This is a genomic window from Streptomyces sp. A0958, from assembly GCF_004795035.1.
Lineage (GTDB): Bacteria > Actinomycetota > Actinomycetes > Streptomycetales > Streptomycetaceae > Streptomyces.
Map to the genome: position 1 here is coordinate 268459 of NZ_SSBK01000003.1, position 24000 is coordinate 292458.

22 protein-coding genes and 1 tRNA gene are annotated in these 24000 nt (G+C 68.5%); 13 read left to right on the forward strand and 10 right to left on the reverse strand.

Annotated elements, in window-relative coordinates; translation table 11 throughout:
• Window positions 1–4: 4 nt before the first annotated feature.
• The 4 genes from sigM to trxA all read left to right on the forward strand — a co-directional run bounded on the left by sigM (window position 5) and on the right by trxA (window position 3160).
• Complete coding sequence (gene sigM / locus E6P78_RS04790; RefSeq protein ID WP_136202207.1) at window positions 5–706, forward strand: RNA polymerase sigma factor SigM; 702 nt, start codon at window positions 5–7, stop codon at window positions 704–706.
• Window positions 706–1671 (forward strand): hypothetical protein, encoded by a 966-nt coding sequence (locus tag E6P78_RS04795; RefSeq protein WP_136202208.1) that lies wholly within the window; start codon window positions 706–708, stop codon window positions 1669–1671. Before sigM ends, E6P78_RS04795 begins: the two co-directional genes overlap by 1 nt.
• A 140-nt stretch (window positions 1672–1811) precedes the next feature.
• Complete coding sequence (trxB, locus tag E6P78_RS04800; RefSeq protein WP_136202209.1) at window positions 1812–2777, forward strand: thioredoxin-disulfide reductase; 966 nt, start codon at window positions 1812–1814, stop codon at window positions 2775–2777.
• A gap of 53 nt (window positions 2778–2830) precedes the next feature.
• Entirely contained in the window at window positions 2831–3160 is a 330-nt protein-coding gene (gene trxA, locus E6P78_RS04805) for a thioredoxin (RefSeq protein ID WP_136202210.1), read from the forward strand.
• An 84-nt stretch (window positions 3161–3244) separates the two neighbouring features.
• Here trxA and E6P78_RS04810 read toward each other — a convergent pair whose 3' ends face one another.
• The 9 genes from E6P78_RS04810 to rpmH all read right to left on the reverse strand — a co-directional run bounded on the left by E6P78_RS04810 (window position 3245) and on the right by rpmH (window position 9980).
• Window positions 3245–3862 carry a GNAT family N-acetyltransferase gene (locus tag E6P78_RS04810; RefSeq protein WP_136202211.1) on the reverse strand — a complete coding sequence of 206 codons (618 nt, stop codon included), beginning with the start codon at window positions 3860–3862 and terminating at the stop codon, window positions 3245–3247.
• 163 nt (window positions 3863–4025) lie between these two features.
• On the reverse strand, window positions 4026–5111 hold the full coding sequence (locus tag E6P78_RS04815) for a ParB/RepB/Spo0J family partition protein (RefSeq protein WP_206307721.1): 1086 nt from the start codon (window positions 5109–5111) through the stop codon (window positions 4026–4028).
• Window positions 5108–6184, reverse strand: coding sequence for a ParA family protein (locus E6P78_RS04820; protein ID WP_136202316.1), 1077 nt, complete (start codon window positions 6182–6184; stop codon window positions 5108–5110). The genes E6P78_RS04815 and E6P78_RS04820 overlap by 4 nt, the downstream gene beginning before the upstream one ends.
• 292 nt (window positions 6185–6476) lie before the next feature.
• Window positions 6477–7193, reverse strand: a complete 717-nt coding sequence (gene rsmG, locus E6P78_RS04825; protein WP_136202212.1) for a 16S rRNA (guanine(527)-N(7))-methyltransferase RsmG — start codon at window positions 7191–7193, stop codon at window positions 6477–6479.
• Window positions 7194–7302: 109 nt separating this feature from the next.
• On the reverse strand, window positions 7303–7812 hold the full coding sequence (locus E6P78_RS04830; protein ID WP_136202213.1) for a R3H domain-containing nucleic acid-binding protein: 510 nt from the start codon (window positions 7810–7812) through the stop codon (window positions 7303–7305).
• A gap of 15 nt (window positions 7813–7827) precedes the next feature.
• Window positions 7828–9090: a membrane protein insertase YidC gene (gene yidC, locus E6P78_RS04835; RefSeq protein ID WP_136202214.1), complete on the reverse strand. Its 1263-nt coding sequence runs from the start codon at window positions 9088–9090 to the stop codon at window positions 7828–7830.
• Window positions 9091–9093: 3 nt separating this feature from the next.
• Entirely contained in the window at window positions 9094–9453 is a 360-nt protein-coding gene (gene yidD / locus E6P78_RS04840) for a membrane protein insertion efficiency factor YidD (RefSeq protein ID WP_136202215.1), read from the reverse strand.
• Window positions 9450–9821, reverse strand: coding sequence for a ribonuclease P protein component (gene rnpA, locus E6P78_RS04845; RefSeq protein WP_136202216.1), 372 nt, complete (start codon window positions 9819–9821; stop codon window positions 9450–9452). The genes yidD and rnpA overlap by 4 nt, the downstream gene beginning before the upstream one ends.
• A gap of 21 nt (window positions 9822–9842) precedes the next feature.
• Window positions 9843–9980 carry a 50S ribosomal protein L34 gene (rpmH, locus tag E6P78_RS04850; protein ID WP_006348049.1) on the reverse strand — a complete coding sequence of 46 codons (138 nt, stop codon included), beginning with the start codon at window positions 9978–9980 and terminating at the stop codon, window positions 9843–9845.
• A gap of 381 nt (window positions 9981–10361) precedes the next feature.
• Here rpmH and dnaA point away from each other — a divergent pair, with 381 nt between their 5' ends.
• From dnaA to E6P78_RS04900, 9 genes are all read left to right on the forward strand, one after another.
• Window positions 10362–12173 carry a chromosomal replication initiator protein DnaA gene (gene dnaA / locus E6P78_RS04855; RefSeq protein WP_136202217.1) on the forward strand — a complete coding sequence of 604 codons (1812 nt, stop codon included), beginning with the start codon at window positions 10362–10364 and terminating at the stop codon, window positions 12171–12173.
• Window positions 12174–13137: 964 nt separating this feature from the next.
• Window positions 13138–14268 (forward strand): DNA polymerase III subunit beta, encoded by a 1131-nt coding sequence (gene dnaN / locus E6P78_RS04865; RefSeq protein ID WP_136202218.1) that lies wholly within the window; start codon window positions 13138–13140, stop codon window positions 14266–14268.
• Between the two features lie 131 nt (window positions 14269–14399).
• A complete protein-coding gene (gene gnd, locus E6P78_RS04870) occupies window positions 14400–15278 on the forward strand; it encodes a phosphogluconate dehydrogenase (NAD(+)-dependent, decarboxylating) (protein ID WP_136202219.1) in 879 nt (292 codons plus the stop codon).
• Window positions 15279–15363: 85 nt separating this feature from the next.
• Window positions 15364–16494 carry a DNA replication/repair protein RecF gene (gene recF, locus E6P78_RS04875; protein ID WP_136202220.1) on the forward strand — a complete coding sequence of 377 codons (1131 nt, stop codon included), beginning with the start codon at window positions 15364–15366 and terminating at the stop codon, window positions 16492–16494.
• Window positions 16491–17051, forward strand: a complete 561-nt coding sequence (locus tag E6P78_RS04880; protein WP_136202221.1) for a DciA family protein — start codon at window positions 16491–16493, stop codon at window positions 17049–17051. The genes recF and E6P78_RS04880 overlap by 4 nt, the downstream gene beginning before the upstream one ends.
• A gap of 401 nt (window positions 17052–17452) precedes the next feature.
• Window positions 17453–19540: a DNA topoisomerase (ATP-hydrolyzing) subunit B gene (gyrB, locus tag E6P78_RS04885; RefSeq protein ID WP_136202222.1), complete on the forward strand. Its 2088-nt coding sequence runs from the start codon at window positions 17453–17455 to the stop codon at window positions 19538–19540.
• Between the two features lie 67 nt (window positions 19541–19607).
• Complete coding sequence (gyrA, locus tag E6P78_RS04890) at window positions 19608–22271, forward strand: DNA gyrase subunit A (RefSeq protein ID WP_136202223.1); 2664 nt, start codon at window positions 19608–19610, stop codon at window positions 22269–22271.
• Window positions 22272–22364: 93 nt separating this feature from the next.
• Entirely contained in the window at window positions 22365–22976 is a 612-nt protein-coding gene (locus E6P78_RS04895) for a DUF3566 domain-containing protein (protein ID WP_136202224.1), read from the forward strand.
• A 71-nt stretch (window positions 22977–23047) separates the two neighbouring features.
• Window positions 23048–23124, forward strand: a tRNA-Ile gene (locus E6P78_RS04900).
• A 365-nt stretch (window positions 23125–23489) separates the two neighbouring features.
• On the opposite strand, the gene E6P78_RS04905 is transcribed toward E6P78_RS04900, so the two are convergent.
• Window positions 23490–23861 (reverse strand): DUF6344 domain-containing protein, encoded by a 372-nt coding sequence (locus tag E6P78_RS04905; protein ID WP_136202225.1) that lies wholly within the window; start codon window positions 23859–23861, stop codon window positions 23490–23492.
• Between the last annotated feature and the right edge of the window lie 139 nt (window positions 23862–24000).

The window sequence follows — 24000 nt, forward strand, 5'->3', positions numbered from 1 at the left end:
GGAGGTGGCCGCCGAGCTGTTCGAGCATCTCAGCGACTCAGACCTCCTCGCCCGGCATGTGGCCGGGGAACCGGACGCCTTCGGTGAGCTGGCGCGGCGCCATCGTGACCGCCTGTGGGCCGTGGCGCTGCGGACGCTGGGGGACCGTGAGGAAGCGGCCGACGCCGTACAGGACGCTCTGGTCTCCGCCTTCCGCGGCGCCCACACCTTCCGCGGCCAGTCCGCCGTCACCACCTGGCTGCACCGCATCACGGTGAACGCCTGCCTCGACCGGGTACGCAAGGCCGCGTCCCGGAAGACCTCGCCCGTTGACGACCCCGAACGGCTCGACCGGCTCCTGGAGCCCCACGAGTCCGCGGAGGCTCCGGCGGAACGCCGGGATCTCCACCGCGAACTGCTCGCCGCCCTTGCCACGCTCCCCGCCGAACAGCGGGCAGCTCTCGTCCTCGTCGACATGCAGGGCTACCCCGTGGCAGAGACGGCCCGCATCCTCGACGTGCCCGTCGGCACTGTGAAGAGCCGCTGTGCAAGGGGCCGTGCCCGGCTGGCCCCTCTGCTCGCCCATCTCCGCAGTGGGGGCGAGGGCAGCGGGGCGGCCGGTACGGCAGGGAACCGAACGCCCAGAGCATCCGTCCCACCGGCGGCAGGACCACGAGATGCGGGAGCGAGCGATCCCACTGTGATGAAGGGCGGAGGTGGACACTGATGACGTCGACAGCCGACACGGCCCAGCACCCAGATGTCTCGGAGATCTCCGACCTGACCGAGGGTCTGCTCTCCGAGACCCGCGCGGCCGAGGTCCGCGGGCATACGGCGGGCTGCGATCTCTGTACCGACGTCCTCGCCTCGCTGGAGGAGATCCGCGGATTGCTCAGCGATCTGCCCGCCCCTGAGCCGATGCCCGCCGATGTCGCCGCCCGCATCGATGCGGCACTCGCCGACGAGGCCCGGACCCGTACGGAACCGGATGCGGTGGACGATGTTTCACGTGAAACAGAGCCCCGCCCCATAGCCCCGGAACCCCCGGACCGCCCGACCGGGCATCCGCGTGCGGCCACCGGCCCCGGACGTCGCCCCGGGCGAAGGCGGCGCCGCACCACCGTGCTCGCTACGGCTCTCGGCGCTGCTGCCATGGTCGGTGTGAGCGTCTTGCTGCTGCAGAACGTCTCGGTGTCACAGAGCAATGCAGACGCCGGTGCACTGAGGAGGGAAGCAACGGCCCCCGCAAACAACGCCCAGGCGTTCTCACAGTCCACCCTCGCGGGCCAGGTACACGACCTGCTGAGCTCTGGCACTGACGCCACCAGCCCGCAGAACTCCAGCGGCAAGGAACAGGCCCCGTCCGTCGGCGCGAAATCCTCGTCCCAGACCGATCCCTCGGACTCCCAGCCCTCAAACTCCCAGCCCTCGGACTCCGTGGTGCCCGAGTCCCCCCTTCGCTCCCCGGCCGTGACCATCCCCTCCTGCGTGGAAGAGGGCATCGGGCGGAACACCGCCGCCCTCGCCATAGAGAAGGGCACATACGAGGGCACCGCCGCCTTCCTCGTCGTTCTCCCACACCTCACGGACGCCACCAGGGTCCAGGCCTACGTCGTGGACGCGGCTTGCGTCGACGCCGAGCCTCCGGCCAAGGGGAGGCTCCTCCTGACGCACGCCTACGCGCGCCCCTGAAAACCACGCCGCCCGCCGCCCGCCGCCCCCGTACGTCGGGAATGCATCCCCCGTAGGATCGGTTGGGTGGGGTGGGAGTGGTTGAACTGGCCCCACTAGGCGTGGACAGTAGGCAGTCTGCAGAGACGAGGAAGAAACCCGTGAGCGACGTGCGTAATGTGATCATCATCGGCTCCGGCCCCGCCGGCTACACAGCCGCCCTTTACACCGCGCGCGCCTCGCTGAAGCCGCTGGTCTTCGAGGGGGCCGTCACCGCCGGTGGCGCACTGATGAACACCACCGACGTGGAGAACTTCCCGGGCTTCCAGGACGGAATCATGGGCCCGGAGCTCATGGACAACATGCGTGCCCAGGCCGAGCGCTTCGGTGCCGAGCTCATTCCCGACGACGTGGTCTCCGTCGACCTCACCGGTGAGATCAAAACCGTCACCGACACCGCCGGCACGGTTCACCGCGCCAAGGCGGTCATCGTCACCACGGGTTCGCAGCACCGCAAGCTCGGACTGCCCAACGAGGACGCCCTCTCCGGACGTGGCGTCTCCTGGTGCGCGACCTGCGACGGCTTCTTCTTCAAGGACCAGGACATTGCCGTGGTCGGCGGCGGCGACACCGCGATGGAGGAGGCGACTTTCCTCTCGCGCTTCGCCAAGTCGGTCACGATCATCCACCGCCGTGACACGCTGCGCGCCTCCAAGACGATGCAGGATCGCGCCTTCGCGGACCCGAAGATCAAGTTCGCCTGGGACAGCGAGGTCGCAGGGGTCAACGGCGAACAGAAGCTCTCCGGTGTGACCCTGCGCAACACCAAGACCGGCGAGACCTCCGAGCTGCCCGTGACCGGGCTGTTCATCGCCGTCGGCCACGACCCGCGCACCGAGCTCTTCAAGGGCCAGCTGGACCTTGACGACGAGGGCTACCTGAAGGTGGCCGCTCCCTCGACCCGCACCAACCTGGCCGGTGTCTTCGGTGCCGGCGACGTCGTCGACCACACCTACCGCCAGGCGATCACGGCTGCCGGTACCGGCTGCTCCGCCGCCCTCGACGCCGAGCGCTTCCTTGCCGCGCTCGCCGACGACGAGAAGGCCGCTCCTGCGGCTGCCGTCTGACACACGTCTCACCCACATCCCCGGGCACACCCCGCGAAGTTAAGGAGGCCGCCGTGGCCGGCGCCCTGAAGAACGTGACCGACGACTCCTTCGAGGAGGACGTCCTCAAGAGCGACAAGCCCGTGCTGGTGGACTTCTGGGCCGCCTGGTGCGGTCCGTGCCGCCAGATCGCCCCGTCGCTGGAGGCCATCGCGGCCGAGCACGGTGAGATCGAGGTCGTGAAGCTCAACATCGACGAGAACCCGGCCACCGCCGCCAAGTACGGCGTCATGTCCATCCCGACACTGAACGTCTACCAGGGTGGCGAGGTCGCCAAGACCATCGTGGGCGCCAAGCCGAAGGCCGCGATCCTCCGCGACCTCGCGGGCTTCATCGCCGAGTAAGGCAGACGCAGCACCCGCTGTTTCACGTGAAACGGGCCCCTCCTTCCGAGGACGGGCCCGTTTCGTGTTCTCGGACGAGGACTGTCACAGCGGACGGAGCGCGGGCTCCTTCTGCACGGCGCCCAGCAGCCGGTCCAAGGCCATCTCGACATCCTCTTTCCAGGAGAGCGTCGAACGCAGCTCCAGCCGCAGCCGCGGGTGCACCGGGTGCGGCCGTACCGTCTTGAACCCAACCGCCAGAAGGTGGTCGGCCGGCAGTACACAGGCCGGCTCCTTCCACCGGGCATCCCCGAAGGCTTCGATCGCCTTGAAGCCCCGGCGGATCAAATCTTTGGCAACGGTCTGCACCATGACCCGGCCCAGCCCCTGGCCCTGGAAGCCCGGCATGATCAACGCGGTCATCAGCTGGGCCGCGTCGGGGGAGACGGGGCTCGTCGGGAAGGCGGTCGCCCGCGGAACGTATGCGGGCGGCGCGTAGAGCACAAAGCCGGCCGGCACGTCATCGACATAGACCACACGCCCGCAGGAGCCCCACTCCAGCATCACCGCGGAGATCCATGCCTCCTTCTCCGACTCAGCCCTTCCACCCTTGACCGCGGCCTCCCCGCTCACCGGATCGAGCTCCCAGAACACACAGGAGCGGCAGCGCCGGGGTAGGTCGGGAAGGTTGTCCAGCGTGAGCGGTACGAGCCGACGCCCCATGAAGGCTGTTCCTCACTTCTCTCGCCCACTGCGTCATGAACGGAAATGCCCTGCCAGAACGCATCGTATCCACCCACGAATCAAGCGGACACCGTGAGAAAGCAAAGGGCGGGCTGTGTTCCGTGACCCACCGGAAACAGCCCGCCCTCATCGCTCGGGCGCGTCAGCTCTCGTCATCCTCGGCCGGCTCCTCGGACGGAGCGCGGTCCAGCACCCGGCCCTCGCCCGGGGCGAGACTGCCGAGGATGCGGTCCAGGTCCTCCATCGAAGCGAACTCGACGACGATCTTGCCCTTCTTCTGCCCGAGGTCGACCTTCACCCGGGTATCGAACCGGTCGGACAAGCGGGACGCCAGGTCGGACAGCGCGGGTGACAACCGGGCTCCTGCCCGAGGCCCCTTGGACTTCGTGGCGCTGGCGGGCCTGGACCCCATGAGCGTCACGATCTCCTCCACCGCACGCACCGAAAGTCCCTCGGCCACGATGCGGTGGGCCAGCTTGTCCTGCTCCTCGGAGTCGTCCACCGACAGCAGTGCCCGGGCATGGCCCGCCGACAGCACGCCGGCCGCGACCCTCCGCTGCACCGGCGGCGACAGCCGCAGCAGACGCAGCGTGTTCGAGACCTGAGGCCGCGAACGCCCGATCCGGTCGGCCAGCTGGTCATGCGTGCACTTGAAGTCCTTGAGCAGCTGGTCGTAGGCGGCTGCCTCCTCCAGCGGGTTCAGCTGAGCCCGGTGAAGGTTCTCCAGAAGGGCGTCCAGGAGCAGCTTCTCGTCGTCGGTGGCGCGGACGATGGCCGGGATGCGCTCCAGGCCCGCCTCCCGGCACGCCCGCCAGCGACGCTCGCCCATGATGAGCTCGAAGCGATCGGTCCCCGTCTTCCGCACCACGACCGGCTGGAGAAGCCCGACCTCCTTGATGGAGGTGACCAGCTCCGCCAGCGCGTCCTCGTCGAAGACCTCGCGCGGCTGACGCGGGTTCGGCGTGATGGAGTCGAGCAGCACCTCGGCGAAGTACGCACCGGCCACGTCTCCCGACACCGTCGGCTCGGGCACCGACACGGGCCCGCTCGGCTCCGGCACCACAGGGGCGGACCCGAGCGTCGTCACCTTCGCGGCGGCCACACCCCGCTCCGAGGTCAGGACGGGCGAGGAGGACCCCGGCCCGCCGGACGACAGCTGCTTCTCCTGCGGAGCGGCTGGGATCAGGGCACCGAGCCCTCGCCCCAACCCTCGACGGCGCTCACTCACTGGTTCCCCTCCGAATTACTCTGCTGACTGATCGAACCGCCCGTGTGGGCGTGCTGGCCCTCGTACTGCACCCCAACCCCTCGCAGCGCGATCTCCCGGGCCGCTTCGAGGTACGACAGCGACCCGCTGGAACCGGGGTCGTAGGTGAGCACGGTCTGTCCGTAGCTCGGTGCCTCGGAGATGCGGACCGAACGAGGAATGCTGGTCCGCAGCACCTCCTTGCCGAAGTGGCTGCGCACCTCCTCCGCGACCTGCGACGCCAGCCTCGTCCGGCCGTCGTACATGGTGAGCAGGATCGTGGACACATGGAGATCGGGATTCAGATGGCCGCGGACCAGGTCGACGTTCCGCAGCAGCTGCCCCAGTCCCTCCAGCGCGTAGTACTCGCACTGAATGGGGATCAGCACCTCCGCACCGGCCACCAGTGCGTTGACTGTCAGCAGCCCCAGCGAGGGCGGGCAGTCGATCAGGATGTAATCCAGCGGCTGCTCATACGCCTGGATGGCCCGCTGGAGTCGACTCTCCCGCGCCACCAGCGACACCAGCTCGATCTCCGCACCGGCGAGATCGATGGTGGCCGGGGCACAGAAGAGGCCTTCGACATCCGGGACGGGCTGAACCACGTCGGAGAGCGGCTTGCTCTCCACCAAGACGTCATAGATCGAGGGAACTTCGGCGTGGTGATCGATCCCCAGAGCCGTGGAGGCATTGCCCTGTGGGTCGAGGTCGACCACCAGGACCCGTGCACCGTGAAGTGCCAGCGACGCGGCAAGGTTGACCGTCGAGGTGGTCTTTCCCACCCCGCCCTTCTGGTTGGCCACCACCATGACGCGTGTCTGCTCAGGTCGTGGCAGCCCCTCGCCGGCTCGGCCGAGGGCCTCCACCGCCAGCTGGGCCGCGCGCCCGATGGGTGTGTCGTCCATCGGCGGCGGTGTTTCACGTGAAACACCGTCCCCCGCCGATTCAGTTCGGGGACCGGGGACCGGTTCGGTCATCGGTCCCGCGATGTTGGCGTCGGACCGCAAGGATTCACTCTCCTCGGCTTCAGGCTCGCAATGCACAGAGCCTGCCATGGTTTCGGGGTCGTGAACCAGCGAGGCCCGCTCTTCTGTGGAGGAATCCGCTTCTGTGGACAACTCCGTAGCCCTAACGGGCCTGCGATGGGAAGGGGCGGCAGCCGCACGACCGCGGCCGATGATTCCATGCAGCAGAGAACGACGTTTCACGTGAAACACGATGCCTCCGCAGCGTAGCTACAGGGGCACGACACTCCGCGCGGGGCACGTACGGCTCCATGACAGGAGAAATTACCGATTCCTGGACCAAGCCGTACGTAGCGACCACGATCTCAGCGTGACCGGGCACTCAGCGGCGGCGGCGCGTCCGGCTGGTCCTGGCGGCCTTGGCCCGCTTTGCGGCGAACCTCACACCCCCGGGGCTCTCCCCGACCACCACACGCACCACGGTGGACATCGGGTCGACCACGCCCTCACCCACGTGCAACACCTCGGTCTCCACCACCCCGAGCTTGCTGAGCGCTGCCCGGGCACCGTTGATCTCTTCCTCGGCGGTATCGCCCTTGAGCGCCAGCATCTCGCCGTACGGGCGCAGCAGAGGAACCCCCCAGCCGGCCAGCCGGTCCAGCGGAGCCACCGCCCGGGCCGTCACCACGTGGACGGGCTGCAGGCTGCCCAGGACCTCCTCGGCCCGGCCGCGGACGACCGTTACATGGTCCAGCCCCAGCAGCTCCACGACCTCCTGGAGGAAGTTCGTCCGCCGCAGCAGCGGCTCCAGCAGGGTGATCTTCAGGTCCGGGCGCACCAGCGCCAGCGGAATACCCGGAAGCCCCGCTCCCGAGCCCACATCGCAGACCGTGACCCCCTCGGGAACGACCTCGGAGAGCACCGCACAGTTCAGCAGATGCCTCTCCCACAGGCGCGGCACCTCACGTGGACCGATCAGCCCGCGCGTGACCCCCGCGTCCGCCAGCAGTTCTGCGTACCGGACAGCCTCGGGATAGCTCTCACCGAACACCGCCCGGGCCTCGTCGGGGGCCTGGGGAAGTGCTACTTCCTCCGTCACGGGGGACCGTCCTTCCATACCGCAGTACCGCACCATGGGCGGCTGTCTATCAGGCTGACAAAGATCGGCCCCGTCTGCGAACAGACGGGGCCGACAGGAGAAGGGCCGGTCAGGCCGGCAGGACGACGACGAAGCGCTGCGGCTCCTCGCCCTCCGATTCACTGCGCAGGCCCGCGGCGGCGACCGCATCGTGCACGACCTTGCGCTCGAACGGCGTCATCGGGTCCAGCTTCACCGGCGCGCCGGTGCTCTTGACCTCGTCCGCCGCCTTGGCACCCAGCTCGGCGAGCTCCGTACGCTTCTTGGCGCGGAAGCCGGCGATGTCCAGCATCAGACGGCTCCGATCGCCGGTCTCCCGGTGCACGGCCAGCCGCGTCAGCTCCTGGAGCGCCTCCAAGACCTCGCCGTCGCGCCCCACGAGCTTCTGCAGTTCGCGCGCCGATTCGCTGATGATCGAGACCGCGGCCCGGTCCGCCTCGACGTCCATGTCGATGTCGCCGTCGAGGTCGGCGATGTCGAGCAGGCCCTCGAGGTAGTCCGCTGCGATCTCCCCTTCCTGCTCAAGACGGGTCAAGGTGTCGCTGCCCTCAGCGGCCGTGGAGGTGGTGCCTTCCGTCACGGGATGGACTCCTTCTTACTTCTTGGACGGGTGCTTGGGCCGCTGCGGGCCCTTGCGCTGCCCGGTCTTGGCTTGGCGTGAGGAGCCGGACGCGGTCTTGCCCGCCGGCTTGGGCTTGTCGTCCTGCGCGGCCTTCTTGGTCAGGGAGGTCCTGGACGCCGACTCGGAGGAGTCGCTGTCCCTCGCCCCGCCCGGGTGGACCGTACCGGTCTGGCGCTTCGACTTGGTCTGCCGCTTGGGCTGCTGGCGCCGCTGCGCGGCTCCGCCCTCGGCGTCGGCCACAGCGGTGTCGCTCTTGGCCACCGTGCCGTCCTCCTGCGGAGCGAGGCCGAGCTTGGCCAGTCCGGTGACGAACTTCCGCTCGATGTCGTTGCGGTCCGGACCCTTGGCCACGATCCGCTTGACGGTGTTGCGCCGAGTCCGGCCACGGACCTCGCCGTGCGCGGTGACGCTCTTCAGCAGCCGTCCGAGGTACTGCTCCTGGGCCTTGCTGCCCGGCGTCGGGTTCTGGTTGATCACATACATCTGCTGACCCATGGTCCAGACGTTGGTGGTCAGCCAGTAGATGAGGACACCGACGGGGAAGTTGATGCCCATGCCGGCGAAGATCAGCGGGAAGATGTACATCAGCATCTTCTGCTGCTGCATGTACGGCGTCTTGACCGTGAGGTCGACGTTCTTCGTCATCAGCTGGCGCTGCGTGAAGAACTGCGAGGCCGACATCATCACGATCATGACCGCGGTGACGACCCGGACGTCGGTCAGCGAAGCGCCGAGCGCGTCGACCTTGTCCGCGCTGTCCATGAACTTGGCGGCCAGCGGGGCACCGACGATGTGGGCCTGGCGGGCGCTGTCCAGCAGCGACTGGTCGATGACGCCGATCTTCTTGTTCGACGCGATCGCGGAGAGCACGTGGTACAGCGCGAAGAAGAACGGCGACTGCGCGATGATCGGAAGGCACGAGGAGAGCGGGTTGGTACCCGTCTCCTTGTACAGCTTCATCATCTCTTCGGACTGACGCTGCTTGTCGCTCTTGTAGCGCTCCTGGATCGCCTTCATCTTCGGCTGGAGCACCTGCATGTTCCGCGTCGACTTGATCTGCTTGACGAACAGCGGGATCAGGCAGATGCGGATCAGTACCACGAGGGACACGATGGACAGACCCCAGGCCCATCCCGTGTCGGGGCCGAAGATCGCCCCGTACAACTTGTGGAACTGGACGATGACCCAGGAAACGGGCCATGTGATGAAGCTGAACAGACTGGCAATCGTGTCCACTAATCAGGCTCCTTGAGCATTGGGCGAAGTCTCTGCGGCCGAACTCGGGAGGTCGGTGGCCGGCCCCCCGGGAGGCACGTCAGCGGCGGAGTCCCCGCCCTTGCTGCCGCGTAGGGCACTGCGCAGCATTTCGTGCCAACGCGGACGTTTGCGTGGTGGAACGTAGTCCACGCCGCCGGGTGACCACGGATTGCATCGCAGGATGCGCCAGGCTGTCAGCGCCGTTCCCTTGATCGCTCCGTGCCGGTCGATCGCCGTATATCCATAGTGGGAACACGACGGGTAGTAACGGCAGACAGGCCCGAGAAGTGGGCTGATCGTCCACTGGTACAGCTTGATGAGAGCCAGCAGCGGGTACTTCATCGCGCGCCCCCTCCCAGTAGCCGCCGCAGGGCGGCGTCCAGGTCTCGGGCCAGCTGTTCATGGTCGGCGTCGCCCGCACCGGGCAGCGCACGTACGACAACCAGGCTACCGGGGGGCAGCAGGGCAAGCCGTTCTCGGACCAGGTGGCGAAGCTTTCGCTTCACCGCTGTGCGGACGACCGCACCACCCACTGCTTTGCTGACAACGAAACCCGCACGCGGCGGGGGAAGGGTCTCCCCAGTCACGTGCGGGTCGGTTGCACCGCTGCGTAGATGGACGACGAGGAGCGGGCGACCGGCCCGGCGCCCTCGTCGTACTGCGGTCGCGAAGTCCTCGCGCCGCCTCAGCCGATTCTCGGTAGGCAGCACGTCATGACGACCTGTACGCGATCAGGCGGACAGGCTGGCGCGACCCTTGCTACGGCGGGACGCAAGAATCGCGCGGCCGGCACGGGTACGCATACGCAGCCGGAAGCCGTGGGTCTTCGCGCGACGACGGTTGTTCGGCTGGAAGGTGCGCTTGCTCACTCGGGGGCTCCAGAAATGACTCGTGTGTTGGCGGGACATCGCCTGGCTGTCACCGTGCGCCCACGAGAGACTCGCGTAAACGCCCTAGTGCACCGCTTCACAATCACAGATCGTGATCTTTGCCCATCGGAGGCAGGCGGCAGCAGCCATCGACAACTCGACCTGGCCACGGTACGCGCGGCTACGCCATCCGGTCAAACCGCCCCTGTCGGGCCCCCCATTGTGCACAGCCTGTGGACAACGACTTGAACCGCGCGGGTCGGGCTGACTACCGTGGCTGAACCCCGGTTCTTTTTCTTCCCGCCTGCCGGTCCTCACCCACCCCGACCCATACCGTCCCGAGAACCACACATTCGTGGGACCAGCGAGAGAGCGTGCCTTGTGGCTGACGTACCTGCCGATCTTGCCGCAGTGTGGCCACGAGTGCTGGAGCAACTCCTCGGGGAGGGGCAGCAGGGCATCGAGCCGAAGGACAAGCAGTGGATCGAGCGCTGTCAGCCGCTCGCCCTGGTCGCCGACACCGCGCTGCTCGCCGTCCCCAATGAATGGGGCAAGCGGGTCCTCGAAGGCCGCCTCGCGCCTCTCATCAGCGAGACGCTGAGCCGCGAGTGCGGCCGCCCCATCCGGATCGCGATCACGGTCGACGACTCCGCGGGCGAACCGTCGTCCCCGCCGGCGCCCCCGATGCACCAGTCCCCCCAGCCGCAGCAGCACCGCTACCAGGGGCCGCAGCACGACGAGGGACGGCACGGCGACGCGTACGAGGGCTACGGGCACCGGCCCTCGGACGACGGGATGCCGACCGCCCGTCCCGCCTACCCGGACTACCAGCAGCAGCGCCCGGAGCCCGGGGCCTGGCCGCGCACCCAGGAGGACCTGTCCTGGCAGCAGCCCCGGCTCGGCGGGTTCCAGGACCGCGAGCCCTCCGCCGATCAGTGGCGCGAGCCGTACGGGGGCGGCCGCTCCCCGCAGCACGACTACCGGCAGCAGCCGCCGGAGCGCCAGGGCTACGAGCCGCAGCACCCCGAGCGGTCCCGCCCCGAGCGCCACGAGCTGCCGGAGCTGCAGCACCGGCCGGGGGGCGGCGGCACCGGCCGGCCCGGCGGAGCCCCGGGCCCGATGGGCGCCCAGCCCTCGCCGGCCCCCGGGCCCGGCGAGCCGCATGCCAGGCTGAATCCGAAGTACCTCTTCGACACCTTTGTCATCGGGGCGTCCAACCGTTTCGCTCACGCGGCGGCCGTCGCCGTCGCCGAAGCGCCCGCCAAGGCGTACAACCCCCTCTTCATCTACGGGGAGTCCGGGCTCGGCAAGACCCACCTGCTGCACGCCATCGGGCACTACGCCCGCAGCCTCTACCCGGGGACCCGGGTGCGGTACGTGAGCTCGGAGGAGTTCACCAACGAGTTCATCAACTCGATCCGTGACGGCAAGGGCGACACCTTCCGCAAGCGGTACCGCGATGTCGACATCCTGCTCGTCGACGACATCCAGTTCCTGGCGAGCAAGGAGTCGACGCAGGAGGAGTTCTTCCACACCTTCAATACGCTCCACAACGCCAACAAGCAGATCGTGCTGTCCTCCGACCGGCCGCCGAAGCAGCTGGTCACGCTGGAGGACCGGCTGCGGAATCGTTTCGAGTGGGGGCTGACCACCGATGTGCAGCCTCCCGAGCTGGAGACCCGCATCGCGATCCTGCGCAAGAAGGCGGTGCAGGAGCAGCTCAACGCCCCGCCGGAGGTGCTGGAGTTCATCGCCTCCCGCATCTCGCGCAACATCCGTGAGCTGGAGGGCGCTCTCATCCGGGTGACGGCCTTCGCCAGCCTCAACCGCCAGCCCGTGGACCTGGGGCTCACGGAGATCGTGCTGAAGGATCTGATCCCGGGCGGCGAGGACACGGCTCCGGAGATCACGGCGGCGGCCATCATGGCGGCGACGGCGGACTACTTCGGCCTGACGGTGGAAGACCTCTGCGGATCGTCGCGCAGCCGCGTGCTGGTGACGGCCCGGCAGATCGCCATGTATCTGTGCCGCGAGCTGACCGACCTCTCGCTGCCCAAGATCGGCGCACAGTTCGGCGGCCGGGACCACACGACGGTGATGCACGCGGACCGCAAGATCCGGGCGCTGATGGCAGAGCGGCGCTCCATCTACAACCAGGTCACCGAGCTCACCAACCGCATCAAGAACGGCTGACGGCGCCCCCGCAGCCGTAACCCGCACGCACCCGAAGGGCGCTGTGCGGACTCGTCAGGAGTCCGCACAGCGCCCTTCCGCATTCCTCGTGAAGCCGCCCTGCAACCCCTCCGCACGGCTTCCACGACGCGCTCACGCGGCCCCGGCGGGGTGTTCAGGCGGCGACGGGCGCGGCTTCCGGACGCCCGCGCTGTTCGAATCCCGGCCAGGACACGGGTGTTCTCCACAGATCAGGGCAGTTTTTTCCCTCCACAGCCTGGGGATCCAAAAGTTGTCCATACTGCTTCCACAGGCACGCCCGCCGATATGCCATCAGGGCAGCTCAGAGGCCTGGGGATTTGTGGTCAACCATGATCCACAGGTTGTGGACAACTTTTTCGTCCACAGGGGTCGCTCTGCGTTGTCCACCGGCTGCCCACAGGACAGCGGCTGTTTTCCCCAGCTGGAGGGCGCTTCTCCACATGACTGTCCACTGTTCGGCAACACAACACCCGCCGTCACCGGCCCGAGTGAAAGGCGTCACACCACGAGGGGCGGTTGGCCTGTGGGGAACGTGGGTAAAACTGGGGACAGACCTGGGGAGAAACTGCCCTGTCCTGTGTACGGCTTGTGCACAACTTTCGGCTGTCCACAGAAAGCCCGGGTTGTCCACCGCGCCACCCACAGGGCCGGTGGATAAAAAACGGGCGCTGACCTGCGCAAATGACGTTATCCACCGTTTCCACAAGGCCTACTACTACTACCCCTCATAGTTAGCTCGGAATCCGTTTCGAAGTGGGGCCTGTGCACAACTCGGCCTCGGAGCGGTCCGAGCCTCTTGCCGCGATTTGACCCCGAGCAGCACCGAGTGTCGGTGCCGTGCGTCAGACTGGTCCCCGGCGTCCTCCCCCCGGCATCGGCGGAGCGACCCGACCAGACGACGAAGGCCAGCAGGGCGAGCGAGCAACAGCAGGAGGCGGTTCCGGTGAAGATCCGGGTGGAGCGCGATGTACTCGCGGAGGCGGTGGCCTGGGTGGCCCGCAGCCTCCCGGCCCGTCCGCCGGCGCCCGTTCTCGCGGGCCTTCTGCTGAAGGCCGAGGACGGCGCCCTCAGCTTCTCGAGCTTCGACTACGAGGTCTCGGCGCGGGTCTCGGTGGAAGCGGAGGTCGAGGAGGACGGCACCGTCCTCGTCTCCGGCCGCCTGCTGGCCGACATCTGCCGCGCCCTGCCCAACCGTCCGGTGGAGATCTCCACAGACGGTGTACGGGCGACCGTGTCCTGCGGCTCCTCGCGATTCACACTCCACACCCTGCCTGTGGAGGAGTACCCGGCACTCCCGCAGATGCCGACCGCGACCGGCACCGTGCCCGGTGAGGTCTTCGCCTCCGCCGCCGCCCAGGTGGCCATCGCCGCGGGCCGCGACGACACCCTGCCCGTGCTGACCGGCGTGCGCATCGAGATCGAGGGCGACACCGTCACCCTCGCCTCCACCGACCGCTACCGCTTCGCGGTCCGCGAGTTCCTCTGGAAGCCGGAGAACGCCGACGCCTCCGCCGTCGCCCTGGTGCCCGCCAAGACGCTGCTCGACACCGCCAAGGCGCTGACCAGCGGTGACACGGTCACCCTGGCGCTGTCCAGCTCGGGCGCGGGCGAAGGCCTCATCGGCTTCGAGGGCGCCGGCCGTCGCACCACCACCCGACTGCTCGAAGGCGACCTGCCGAAGTACCGGACGCTCTTCCCGACCGAGTTCAACTCCGTCGCCGTGATCGAGACCGCCCCGTTCGTCGAGGCCGTCAAGCGTGTCGCCCTGGTGGCCGAGCGCAACACCCCGGTCCGGCTGAGCTTCGAGCAGGGCGTGCTGATCCTGGAGGCGGGTTCCAGCGACGACGCACAGGCTGTGGAGAGGGTCGACGCCGTGCTGGAGGGTGACGACATCTCGATCGCCTTCAACCCGACGTTCCTGCTGGACGGCCTGAGCGCCATCGACTCCCCGGTGGCCCAGCTCTCCTTCACGACCTCCACCAAACCGGCGCTGCTCAGCGGCCGCCCGGCTGTGGACGCCGAGGCGGATGACGCGTACAAGTACCTGATCATGCCGGTCCGCCTTTCGGGCTGATCCGGTCACCGGCCCTGCTTCGGCAGGGCCCGACGGGCATGTTCAGCGCCGAGCATGCCCGGCGTCCTGTCCCCTTCCGGGCGTAGGCTCGGACCTGGGTACGAATCGGCACAACGCTAAAGGAATCTCTGATGGAGCTCGGTCTCGTCGGCCTCGGCAAGATGGGCGGCAACATGCGCGAGCGCATCCGCCGCGCAGGCCACACCGTCATCGGTTACGACCGCAACCCGGATGTCGCCGATGTCCACAGCCTGGAAGAGCTTGTGGGCAAGCTCAAGGGCCCCCGGGTCGTCTGGGTGATGGTCCCGGCCGGGGCCGCGACCCAGTCCACGATCGACGAGCTGGGCGAGCTCCTCTCACCCGGCGACATCGTCGTGGACGGCGGGAATTCCCGCTGGACCGACGACGAGAAGCACGGGGTGGAGCTGGGCATCAAGGGCATCGGCTTCGTGGACTGCGGTGTCTCCGGCGGCGTCTGGGGCCTGGAGAACGGCTACGCCCTGATGTACGGCGGCGACGCCGAGAACGTCGCGAAGGTCCAGCCGATCTTCGACGCTCTCAAGCCCGAGGGCGACTTCGGTTCGGTCCACGCGGGCAAGGTCGGCGCCGGCCACTTCGCCAAGATGGTCCACAACGGCATCGAGTACGCCATGATGCAGGCGTACGCCGAGGGCTGGGAGCTGCTGGAGAAGGTCGACTCCGTCACCGACGTGCGCGAGGTCTTCCGCTCCTGGCAGGAGGGCACGGTCATCCGTTCCTGGCTGCTCGACCTGGCGGTCAACGCCCTGGACGACGACGAGCACCTGGAGAAGCTCCGCGGTTTCGCCGCCGACTCGGGCGAGGGCCGCTGGACGGTGGAGGCCGCGATCGACAACGCCGTGCCGCTGCCCGCGATCACCGCGTCGCTCTTCGCGCGCTTCGCCTCGCGCCAGGACGACTCCCCGCAGATGAAGATGATCGCCGCGCTGCGCAACCAGTTCGGCGGCCACGCGGTCGAGAACAAGAAGTAACCCGCAACGAGGAGCGGGACGGGGCCGACCGCCCCTCCCGCTCAACGGAGCACGGAGCAGGAAGCCGGGAAGGTCGGCGCACACCATGCACGTCACGCATCTGTCGCTGGCCGACTTCCGCTCGTACGCCCGGGTCGAGGTTCCTCTCGATCCGGGCGTCACCGCGTTCGTGGGGGCCAACGGCCAGGGCAAGACGAATCTGGTCGAGGCCGTCGGCTATCTCGCCACGCTCGGCAGCCACCGCGTCTCCTCCGACGCCCCGCTGGTGCGGATGGGCGCCGAGCGGGCGGTGATCAGGGCGGCCGTCACCCAGGGCGAGCGCTCGCAGCTGGTCGAGTTGGAGCTGAACCCGGGCAGGGCGAACCGTGCCCGGATCAACCGGTCGTCGCAGGTCAGACCGCGAGATGTGCTCGGCATCGTACGGACCGTGCTGTTCGCGCCGGAGGACCTCGCCCTGGTGAAGGGCGATCCGGGGGAGCGCAGGCGGTTCCTGGACGAGCTGGTCACCGCGCGTTCGCCGAGGATGGCCGGGGTGCGCTCCGACTACGAGCGGGTGCTGAAACAGCGGAACACGCTGCTGAAGTCGGCGGCGATGGCGCGCAGGCACGGCGGACGCTCCCTGGACCTCTCGACGCTCGATGTGTGGGACCAGCATCTGGGCCAGGTCGGCGCCGAACTGCTGGCCCAGCGTCTGGACCTGATCGCGACGCTCCAGCCCCTGGCGGACAAGGCGTACGCGGACGTGGCGCCGGGCGGTGGCCCCGTGACGCTGGAGTACCGCAGCTCGGTCGGCGCGGAGGTGGGTCCCGCGCGGACGCGCGAGGAGCTGTACGCGCAGCTCATCGAGGCCTTGGCCGGTGTGCGCAAGCAGGAGATCGAGCGGGGCGTGACGCTGGTCGGCCCGCACCGGGACGACCTGGTGCTGGGACTGCGCTCCATGCCCGCCAAGGGGTACGCGAGCCACGGCGAGTCCTGGTCGTACGCGCTGGCGCTGCGGCTGGCCTCGTACGAGCTGCTGCGCGGCGAGGGCAACGAGCCGGTGCTGGTGCTGGACGACGTCTTCGCCGAGCTGGACGCGCGCCGCCGGGAGCGGCTGGCGGAGTTGGTGGCGCCGGGCGAGCAGGTGCTGGTGACGGCGGCGGTGGGCGAGGACGTGCCGGGCGTGCTGGCGGGGGCGCGGTACGCGGTGTCGGCCGGTGAGGTGGAGCGGCTGTGAGCGGCGACGGAGAAGGAACGGGACCGGCCGGGGACGGGGCGAAGCCGGCGGAGCCGTCCGGTGTGGACCTGGCCCGGGTGGCGCTGCGCGCGGCGAAGGAGCAGGCGCGGGCGCGCGGTGCGGCGGCGCAGCAGAAGAAGCAGGCCAGGCGGGGCGGAGGGCTGCGCTCCGGTGCGCGGGCGGACGGGCGTGACCCGTTGCCGCTGGGGGCGGCGATCAACCGGCTGATCACCGAGCGCGGCTGGGAGACGCCGGCGGCGGTGGGCGGGGTGATGGGCCGCTGGCCGCAGATCGTCGGTGGCGATCTCGCTCTGCACTGCGTGCCGGTGCGGTACGACGAGGAGCCGGATCAGCGTGTGCTGACGGTGCAGTGCGATTCGACGGTGTGGGCGACGCAGCTGCGGCTGCTGGCGCCGCAGCTGGTGGCCCGGCTGAACACGGACCTGGGCCACGGCACGGTGCGGATGATCAAGGTGCTGGGGCCCGGCGGCCCGCAGCGCCGGTACGGCCCGCTGCGGGCTCCGGGGAGTACGGGCCCGGGCGACACCTACGGCTGACCCGCCATGACCTGGGCTTTTCGCCTCTTCGCGCGGCCGTCTTCCGGTGCGGGCGGGCGGGTGCGGACCGGCGGGACCGAGGGGCGGTCGAGCGTCCGTAAGCCTTCGGGCGGCGGGTACGTGGTGGTGGAAACCGGATGGTGGTGTCCGGGCGTCCCTCACCGTAGCGGGAGGCTGACAGGCCGAAAGCGCACAATGCCCGCGTGAGCCTCTTGAGGCCCCTTCCCGAATATGGGGAGTCGGCAGGCGCTCATTCAGGGCGGCACATGCGTACTCAGGTACCGGCAAACCCCCATTCGGGTCGGGGCTACCGGTAGACTGGTGAACAATCCCGCGTCTTGCGGGATTCGTCGATACAAGCCGAACGACGCAGCCGCTCCCGCCTGCCCGGAGAACGGCCTGTGCTGTGCCAGAAAGGGCGCTTCGTGGCCGATTCCGGCAACCCCAACGAGAACATTCCGTCCACCCCCGGCGAGAGCGGCGCTGCTCCCGTCCCGGGCGAGGTGAAGGCGTCGTACGACGCCAGCGCGATCACCGTGCTCGAGGGCCTGGACGCGGTCCGCAAGCGACCTGGCATGTACATCGGCTCGACCGGTGAGCGCGGTCTCCACCACCTCGTGCAAGAGGTCGTCGACAACTCGGTCGACGAGGCCATGGCCGGGCACGCGGACACCATCGACGTCACGATCCTCGCCGACGGCGGGGTGCGCGTGGTCGACAACGGCCGTGGCATTCCGGTCGGCATCGTGCCGTCCGAAGGCAAGCCGGCCGTCGAGGTCGTGCTCACCGTCCTGCACGCGGGCGGAAAGTTCGGCGGCGGCGGTTACGCCGTCTCCGGTGGTCTGCACGGCGTCGGTGTCTCCGTCGTCAACGCCCTCTCCACCCGGGTATCCGTCGAGGTCAAGACGGACGGCTACCGCTGGACCCAGGACTACAAGTTCGGCGTCCCGACGGCCCCGCTGGCCCGTAACGAGGAGACCGACGAGACGGGCACCACCGTCACCTTCTGGGCCGACGGCGACATCTTCGAGACGACCGAGTACTCCTTCGAGACGCTCTCGCGCCGCTTCCAGGAGATGGCCTTCCTCAACAAGGGCCTCACCCTCAAGCTGACCGACGAGCGCGAGTCGGCGAAGGCGACGGCGGGCGCGGACAGCGCCGAGGCGGCCGACGTCTCCGAGGAGGAGAGCGCCCGCTCGGTCACGTACCACTACGAGAACGGCATCGTCGACTTCGTCCGGTACCTCAACTCCCGCAAGGGCGATGTCATCCACCAGTCGGTGATCGACATCGAGTCCGAGGACAAGGAACGGCTGCTCTCGGTCGAGATCGCCATGCAGTGGAACACGCAGTACAGCGAGGGTGTCTACTCCTTCGCCAACGCGATCCACACGCATGAGGGCGGTACGCACGAGGAAGGGTTCCGCGCCGCGCTGACCTCCCTGGTCAACCGGTACGCGCGCGACAAGAAGCTGCTGCGTGAGAAGGACGACAACCTCACGGGCGAGGACGTCCGCGAGGGTTTGACGGCGATCATTTCGGTGAAGCTGGGCGAGCCGCAGTTCGAGGGCCAGACGAAGACCAAGCTGGGCAACACGGAGGCCAAGACCTTCGTGCAGAAGGTCGTCCACGAACAGCTGACGGACTGGTTCGACCGCAACCCCAACGAGGCGGCCGACATCATCCGCAAGGGCATCGCCGCCTCGACCGCCCGTGTGGCGGCCCGCAAGGCGCGCGACCTGACCCGGCGCAAGGGCCTGCTGGAGAGCGCGTCGCTCCCCGGGAAGCTCAGCGACTGCCAGTCGAACGACCCCACCAAGTGCGAGATCTTCATCGTCGAGGGTGACTCCGCCGGTGGCTCGGCCAAGTCCGGCCGTAACCCGATGTACCAGGCGATCCTGCCGATCCGAGGCAAGATCCTGAACGTCGAGAAGGCCCGGGTCGACAAGATCCTGCAGAACACCGAGGTCCAGGCGCTGATCTCGGCCTTCGGCACCGGGGTCCACGAGGACTTCGACATCGAGAAGCTCCGCTATCACAAGATCATTCTGATGGCGGACGCCGACGTCGACGGTCAGCACATCAACACCCTGTTGCTGACGTTCCTCTTCCGCTTCATGCGGCCGCTGGTCGAGGCCGGGCACGTCTACCTCTCGCGCCCGCCGCTCTACAAGATCAAGTGGGGCCGCGACGACTTCGAGTACGCGTACTCGGACCGCGAGCGCGACGCGCTGGTGGAGCTCGGCAAGCAGAGCGGCAAGCGGATCAGGGAAGACTCGATCCAGCGCTTCAAGGGTCTCGGCGAGATGAACGCCGAGGAGCTGCGCGTCACCACGATGGACGTCGACCACCGGGTGCTCGGCCAGGTCACGCTCGACGACGCGGCGCAGGCCGACGACCTGTTCTCGGTGCTGATGGGCGAGGACGTCGAGGCGCGGCGCTCGTTCATCCAGCGCAACGCCAAGGACGTCCGCTTCCTCGACATCTGAGTCGGCCGTACAAGGAGGAGGGTCCGGCGACCCTCCAAGCCGCAGCGCGAAAGGACTTTGACCAGCAATGGCCGACGAGAACACCCCTGTCCCCGTGACGCCCGAAGAGGTACCGCCCGTCGAGGGCGTGGGCATGCGCGTCGAGCCCGTCGGGCTCGAAACGGAGATGCAGCGTTCCTACCTGGACTACGCGATGTCCGTCATCGTCTCGCGTGCCCTGCCCGACGTGCGGGACGGCCTGAAGCCCGTCCACCGCCGGGTGCTGTACGCGATGTACGACGGCGGCTACCGGCCCGAGAAGGGCTTCTACAAGTGCGCCCGCGTCGTCGGTGACGTCATGGGTACGTACCACCCGCACGGCGACTCCTCGATCTACGACGCCCTGGTCCGCCTGGCGCAGCACTGGTCGATGCGCATGCCGCTGGTGGACTCCAACGGCAACTTCGGTTCCCCGGGCAACGACCCGGCCGCCGCCATGCGGTACACCGAGTGCAAGATGATGCCGCTGTCCATGGAGATGGTCCGGGACATCGACGAGGAGACCGTCGACTTCCAGGACAACTACGACGGCCGCAACCAGGAGCCGACGGTCCTGCCGGCGCGCTTCCCGAACCTGCTGGTCAACGGCTCCGCGGGCATCGCGGTCGGCATGGCGACCAACATCCCGCCGCACAACCTCCGCGAGGTCGCGGCCGGTGCGCAGTGGTACCTGGAGCACCCGGAGGCCTCGCAGGAGGAGCTTCTGGAGGCCCTGATCGAGCGGATCAAGGGCCCGGACTTCCCGACCGGTGCGCTGGTCGTGGGCCGCAAGGGTATCGAGGAGGCGTACCGCACGGGCCGCGGCTCGATCACGATGCGCGCGGTCGTGGCGGTCGAGGAGATCCAGAACCGCCAGTGCCTGGTCGTGACGGAGCTTCCGTACCAGACCAACCCCGACAACCTCGCGCAGAAGATCGCCGACCTGGTCAAGGACGGCAAGGTCGGCGGCATCGCCGACGTGCGCGACGAGACCTCCTCGCGCACGGGCCAGCGCCTGGTCGTCGTGCTGAAGCGGGACGCGGTCGCCAAGGTCGTCCTGAACAACCTGTACAAGCACACGGATCTGCAGACCAACTTCGGCGCCAACATGCTGGCGCTGGTGGACGGGGTGCCGCGCACCCTGTCGATCGACGCGTTCATCCGCCACTGGGTGACGCACCAGATCGAGGTCATCGTCCGGCGTACGCGGTTCCGGCTGCGCAAGGCCGAGGAGCGCGCGCACATCCTGCGCGGCCTGCTCAAGGCCCTGGACGCGATCGACGAGGTCATCGCCCTCATCCGGCGCAGCCAGACCGTCGAAATCGCGCGCGAGGGCCTGATGGGCCTGCTGGACATCGACGACATCCAGGCCAACGCGATCCTGGAGATGCAGCTGCGCCGGCTGGCCGCGCTGGAGCACCAGAAGATCACCGCCGAGCACGACGAGCTCCAGGCGAAGATCAACGAGTACAACGCGATCCTGGTCTCGCCCGAACGGCAGCGGCAGATCGTCAGCGAGGAACTGGCGGCGATCGTCGACAAGTTCGGCGACGACCGGCGTTCCAAGCTGGTGCCCTTCGACGGTGACATGTCCATCGAGGACCTGATCGCCGAGGAGGACATCGTCGTCACGATCTCCCGCGGCGGCTATGTGAAGCGCACCAAGACGGACGACTACCGCTCGCAGAAGCGCGGCGGCAAGGGTGTGCGCGGCACGAAGCTCAAGGAAGACGACATCGTCGACCACTTCTTCGTGTCGACGACGCACCACTGGCTGCTGTTCTTCACCAACAAGGGCCGCGTCTACCGGGCCAAGGCGTACGAGCTTCCGGACGCCGGCCGGGACGCGCGCGGCCAGCACGTCGCGAACCTCCTCGCCTTCCAGCCGGACGAGCGGATCGCGCAGATCCTGGCGATCCGCGACTACGACGCCGCGCCGTACCTGATCCTGGCCACGAAGGGCGGCCTGGTGAAGAAGACCGCGCTGAAGGACTACGACTCGCCGCGTTCCGGTGGTGTCATCGCGATCAACCTGCGCGAGACGGCGGACGGTTCCGACGACGAGCTGATCGGCGCGGAGCTGGTCTCGTCCGAGGACGATCTGCTGCTCATCAGCAGGAAGGCCCAGTCGATCAGGTTCACCGCGACGGACGACGCGCTGCGCCCGATGGGCCGCGCCACATCGGGCGTCAAGGGGATGAGTTTCCGCGAGGGAGACGAACTGCTCTCGATGAATGTCGTCAGGCCCGGTACTTTCGTGTTCACTGCCACTGACGGCGGTTACGCGAAGCGGACCGCCGTCGACGAGTACCGCGTTCAGGGTCGCGGTGGCCTGGGTATCAAGGCCGCCAAGATCGTGGAGGATCGGGGCTCGCTGGTCGGTGCGCTGGTGGTCGAGGAGACCGATGAGATCCTCGCCATCACGCTCGGCGGTGGTGTGATTCGTACGCGAGTCAACGAAGTCAGGGAGACGGGCCGTGACACCATGGGCGTCCAACTGATCAATCTGGGCAAGCGAGACGCCGTTGTCGGCATCGCTCGCAACGCCGAGGCGGGTCGCGAGGCCGAAGAGGTCGACGCGGCCGATGACGCCGAAGGCGAGACGACCGCGGCAGTGACGGCGGAGGCCACCACGGCCGACGCGGCTGCCGGCAGCACGGTCGACAGCAATGTCGAGGACACGACGTCCTCGACCGGGGAGCACGAGGAGTAGAGCGTGAGTGGAGCCACGGGCGCCGGTTCGGCCGCTTCCGGAGCGGGGGGTAACGGTGCCCGTGGCCCTGCCACGGACTCCCAAGGGGGCACTGTGACGGATACCCGGGGCCCTCAGCCCCAGTACGAGGGTTACGCGACCGGGCCGCTGCCCGGTGAGCGGGAACCCGCACCGGGCCAGGCGGGCCCCTACCACCCGCCGCAGGCCTATCCCTCGCCTCCGGGCGGGACCCAGGGCGGCGGGCGCCCCGGGGGCGGCCAGCAGGGCCCCGTGCCGGGCATGGGCGCGGCGCAGACGGCCCGCAAGCCGCGGACGGGGGCGCGGACCACTCCGCGTACCCGCAAGGCGCGTCTGCGCGTCGCCAAGGCCGATCCGTGGTCGGTGATGAAGGTCAGCTTCCTGTTGTCCATCGCGCTGGGCATCTGCACGGTGGTGGCGTCGGCGGTCCTGTGGATGGTGATGGACGCGATGGGCGTCTTCTCCACCGTGGGCGGCACGATCAGTGAGGCGACCGGTTCCAACGACAGCAACGGCTTCGATCTGCAGGCGTTCCTGTCGCTGCCGAGGGTTCTCGTCTTCACCGCGGTCATCGCGGTGATCGACGTGGTCCTCGCCACCGCGCTGGCCACGCTGGGTGCCTTCATCTACAACCTGTCGGCGGGCTTCGTGGGCGGCGTCGAGCTCACGCTGGCCGAGGACGAGTAACCCCGCGGGTATCGATTTTGGGACTGGCCCCGACGTGCGCTAATCTTCAGAAGTCAGCGCAGCAGCGCGGCGGGGCTATAGCTCAGTTGGTTAGAGCGCATCCCTGATAAGGATGAGGCCACAGGTTCAAATCCTGTTAGCCCCACCAGCGACAACAGAAGGCCCGGTTCCTCTTCGGAGGAGCCGGGCCTTCTGCGTATGCGTGTGGTTGTGCGTGCCTGTACTGCCTGGCGATTGCCCGGCGGGGGTGTGGAGCCGGCGCCCCGGTGTGTGCGTACGCGCTTCTTCTCTTCGGCAGCCCCTGTGTGCGCGCCGCCGGCCTTCCCCCTCCCTGGCCTACGTACGCCTCTCCCGCGTCCCGTGCCGTCCCGTCCGGGCGCATGGGTGCGCGGGTGCATGGGCTGAGGGAGGCGGGGAAGACCCGAGCCGCCCGGGGAAGGCCCCTGGGCGCACGGGAAAGCCCCCGTCCGGTGTGAACCGGCCCGGGGGCTCAGAAGATCAGGTGGGGCGCTCTCAGGGTGGGAGGAGGGACGCGTCTCCGGCCGGGGCGCCGTGGGAGGTGTGGGCGGTGCTGGTGGTGTTCGCGGTGTCCCTGGTGTCAGCGGACAGGTGCCTGGTGGCGGGTGAGGAGCCGTGCGCCTCGGCGCGGATGCGCTGCTTCATCGTGGGCGGCAGCGCCCGGTCACGCGGAAGGGTCCATCGCACCGACGGAACGGGCGCGGTTGCGCGGGCGGCGGCCGTGTGCTCGTGGGGCGTGGCCGCCGGCTCCGTGACCGTGGCTTCCGTGGCGGCGGCGGTGGAGCCCGCGAGGCCCAGCGACGCGAGGAGGGCGAAGAACGCGGTGATGAAGGCGGTCCAGATGCTCTTGGCCTTGAAGGTGCTCATGGCCCCTCACTTTCAGGTGTTCCGGTTTGCTTACCTTTCCGATGATGTGGATGCGGCCCGCGATTTCGTGGACCGACGCCGCTCATGCGCCGATCTTCAGATGAACACCACTCGTATGGTTCAACCGGCCTCGGCCCGG

Excerpts from the sequence above, each read along its gene's own strand:
- E6P78_RS04795 (WP_136202208.1), top strand. The coding sequence starts at position 706 with ATGACGTCGACAGCCGACACGGCCCAGCACCCAGATGTCTCGGAGATC.
- E6P78_RS04810 (WP_136202211.1), bottom strand. The coding sequence starts at position 3,862 with ATGGGGCGTCGGCTCGTACCGCTCACGCTGGACAACCTTCCCGACCTA.
- E6P78_RS04820 (WP_136202316.1), bottom strand. The coding sequence starts at position 6,184 with ATGGCAGGCTCTGTGCATTGCGAGCCTGAAGCCGAGGAGAGTGAATCC.
- yidD (WP_136202215.1), bottom strand. The coding sequence starts at position 9,453 with ATGAAGTACCCGCTGCTGGCTCTCATCAAGCTGTACCAGTGGACGATC.
- gnd (WP_136202219.1), top strand. The coding sequence starts at position 14,400 with ATGGAGCTCGGTCTCGTCGGCCTCGGCAAGATGGGCGGCAACATGCGC.
- recF (WP_136202220.1), top strand. The coding sequence starts at position 15,364 with ATGCACGTCACGCATCTGTCGCTGGCCGACTTCCGCTCGTACGCCCGG.
- gyrA (WP_136202223.1), top strand. The coding sequence starts at position 19,608 with ATGGCCGACGAGAACACCCCTGTCCCCGTGACGCCCGAAGAGGTACCG.
- E6P78_RS04905 (WP_136202225.1), bottom strand. The coding sequence starts at position 23,861 with ATGAGCACCTTCAAGGCCAAGAGCATCTGGACCGCCTTCATCACCGCG.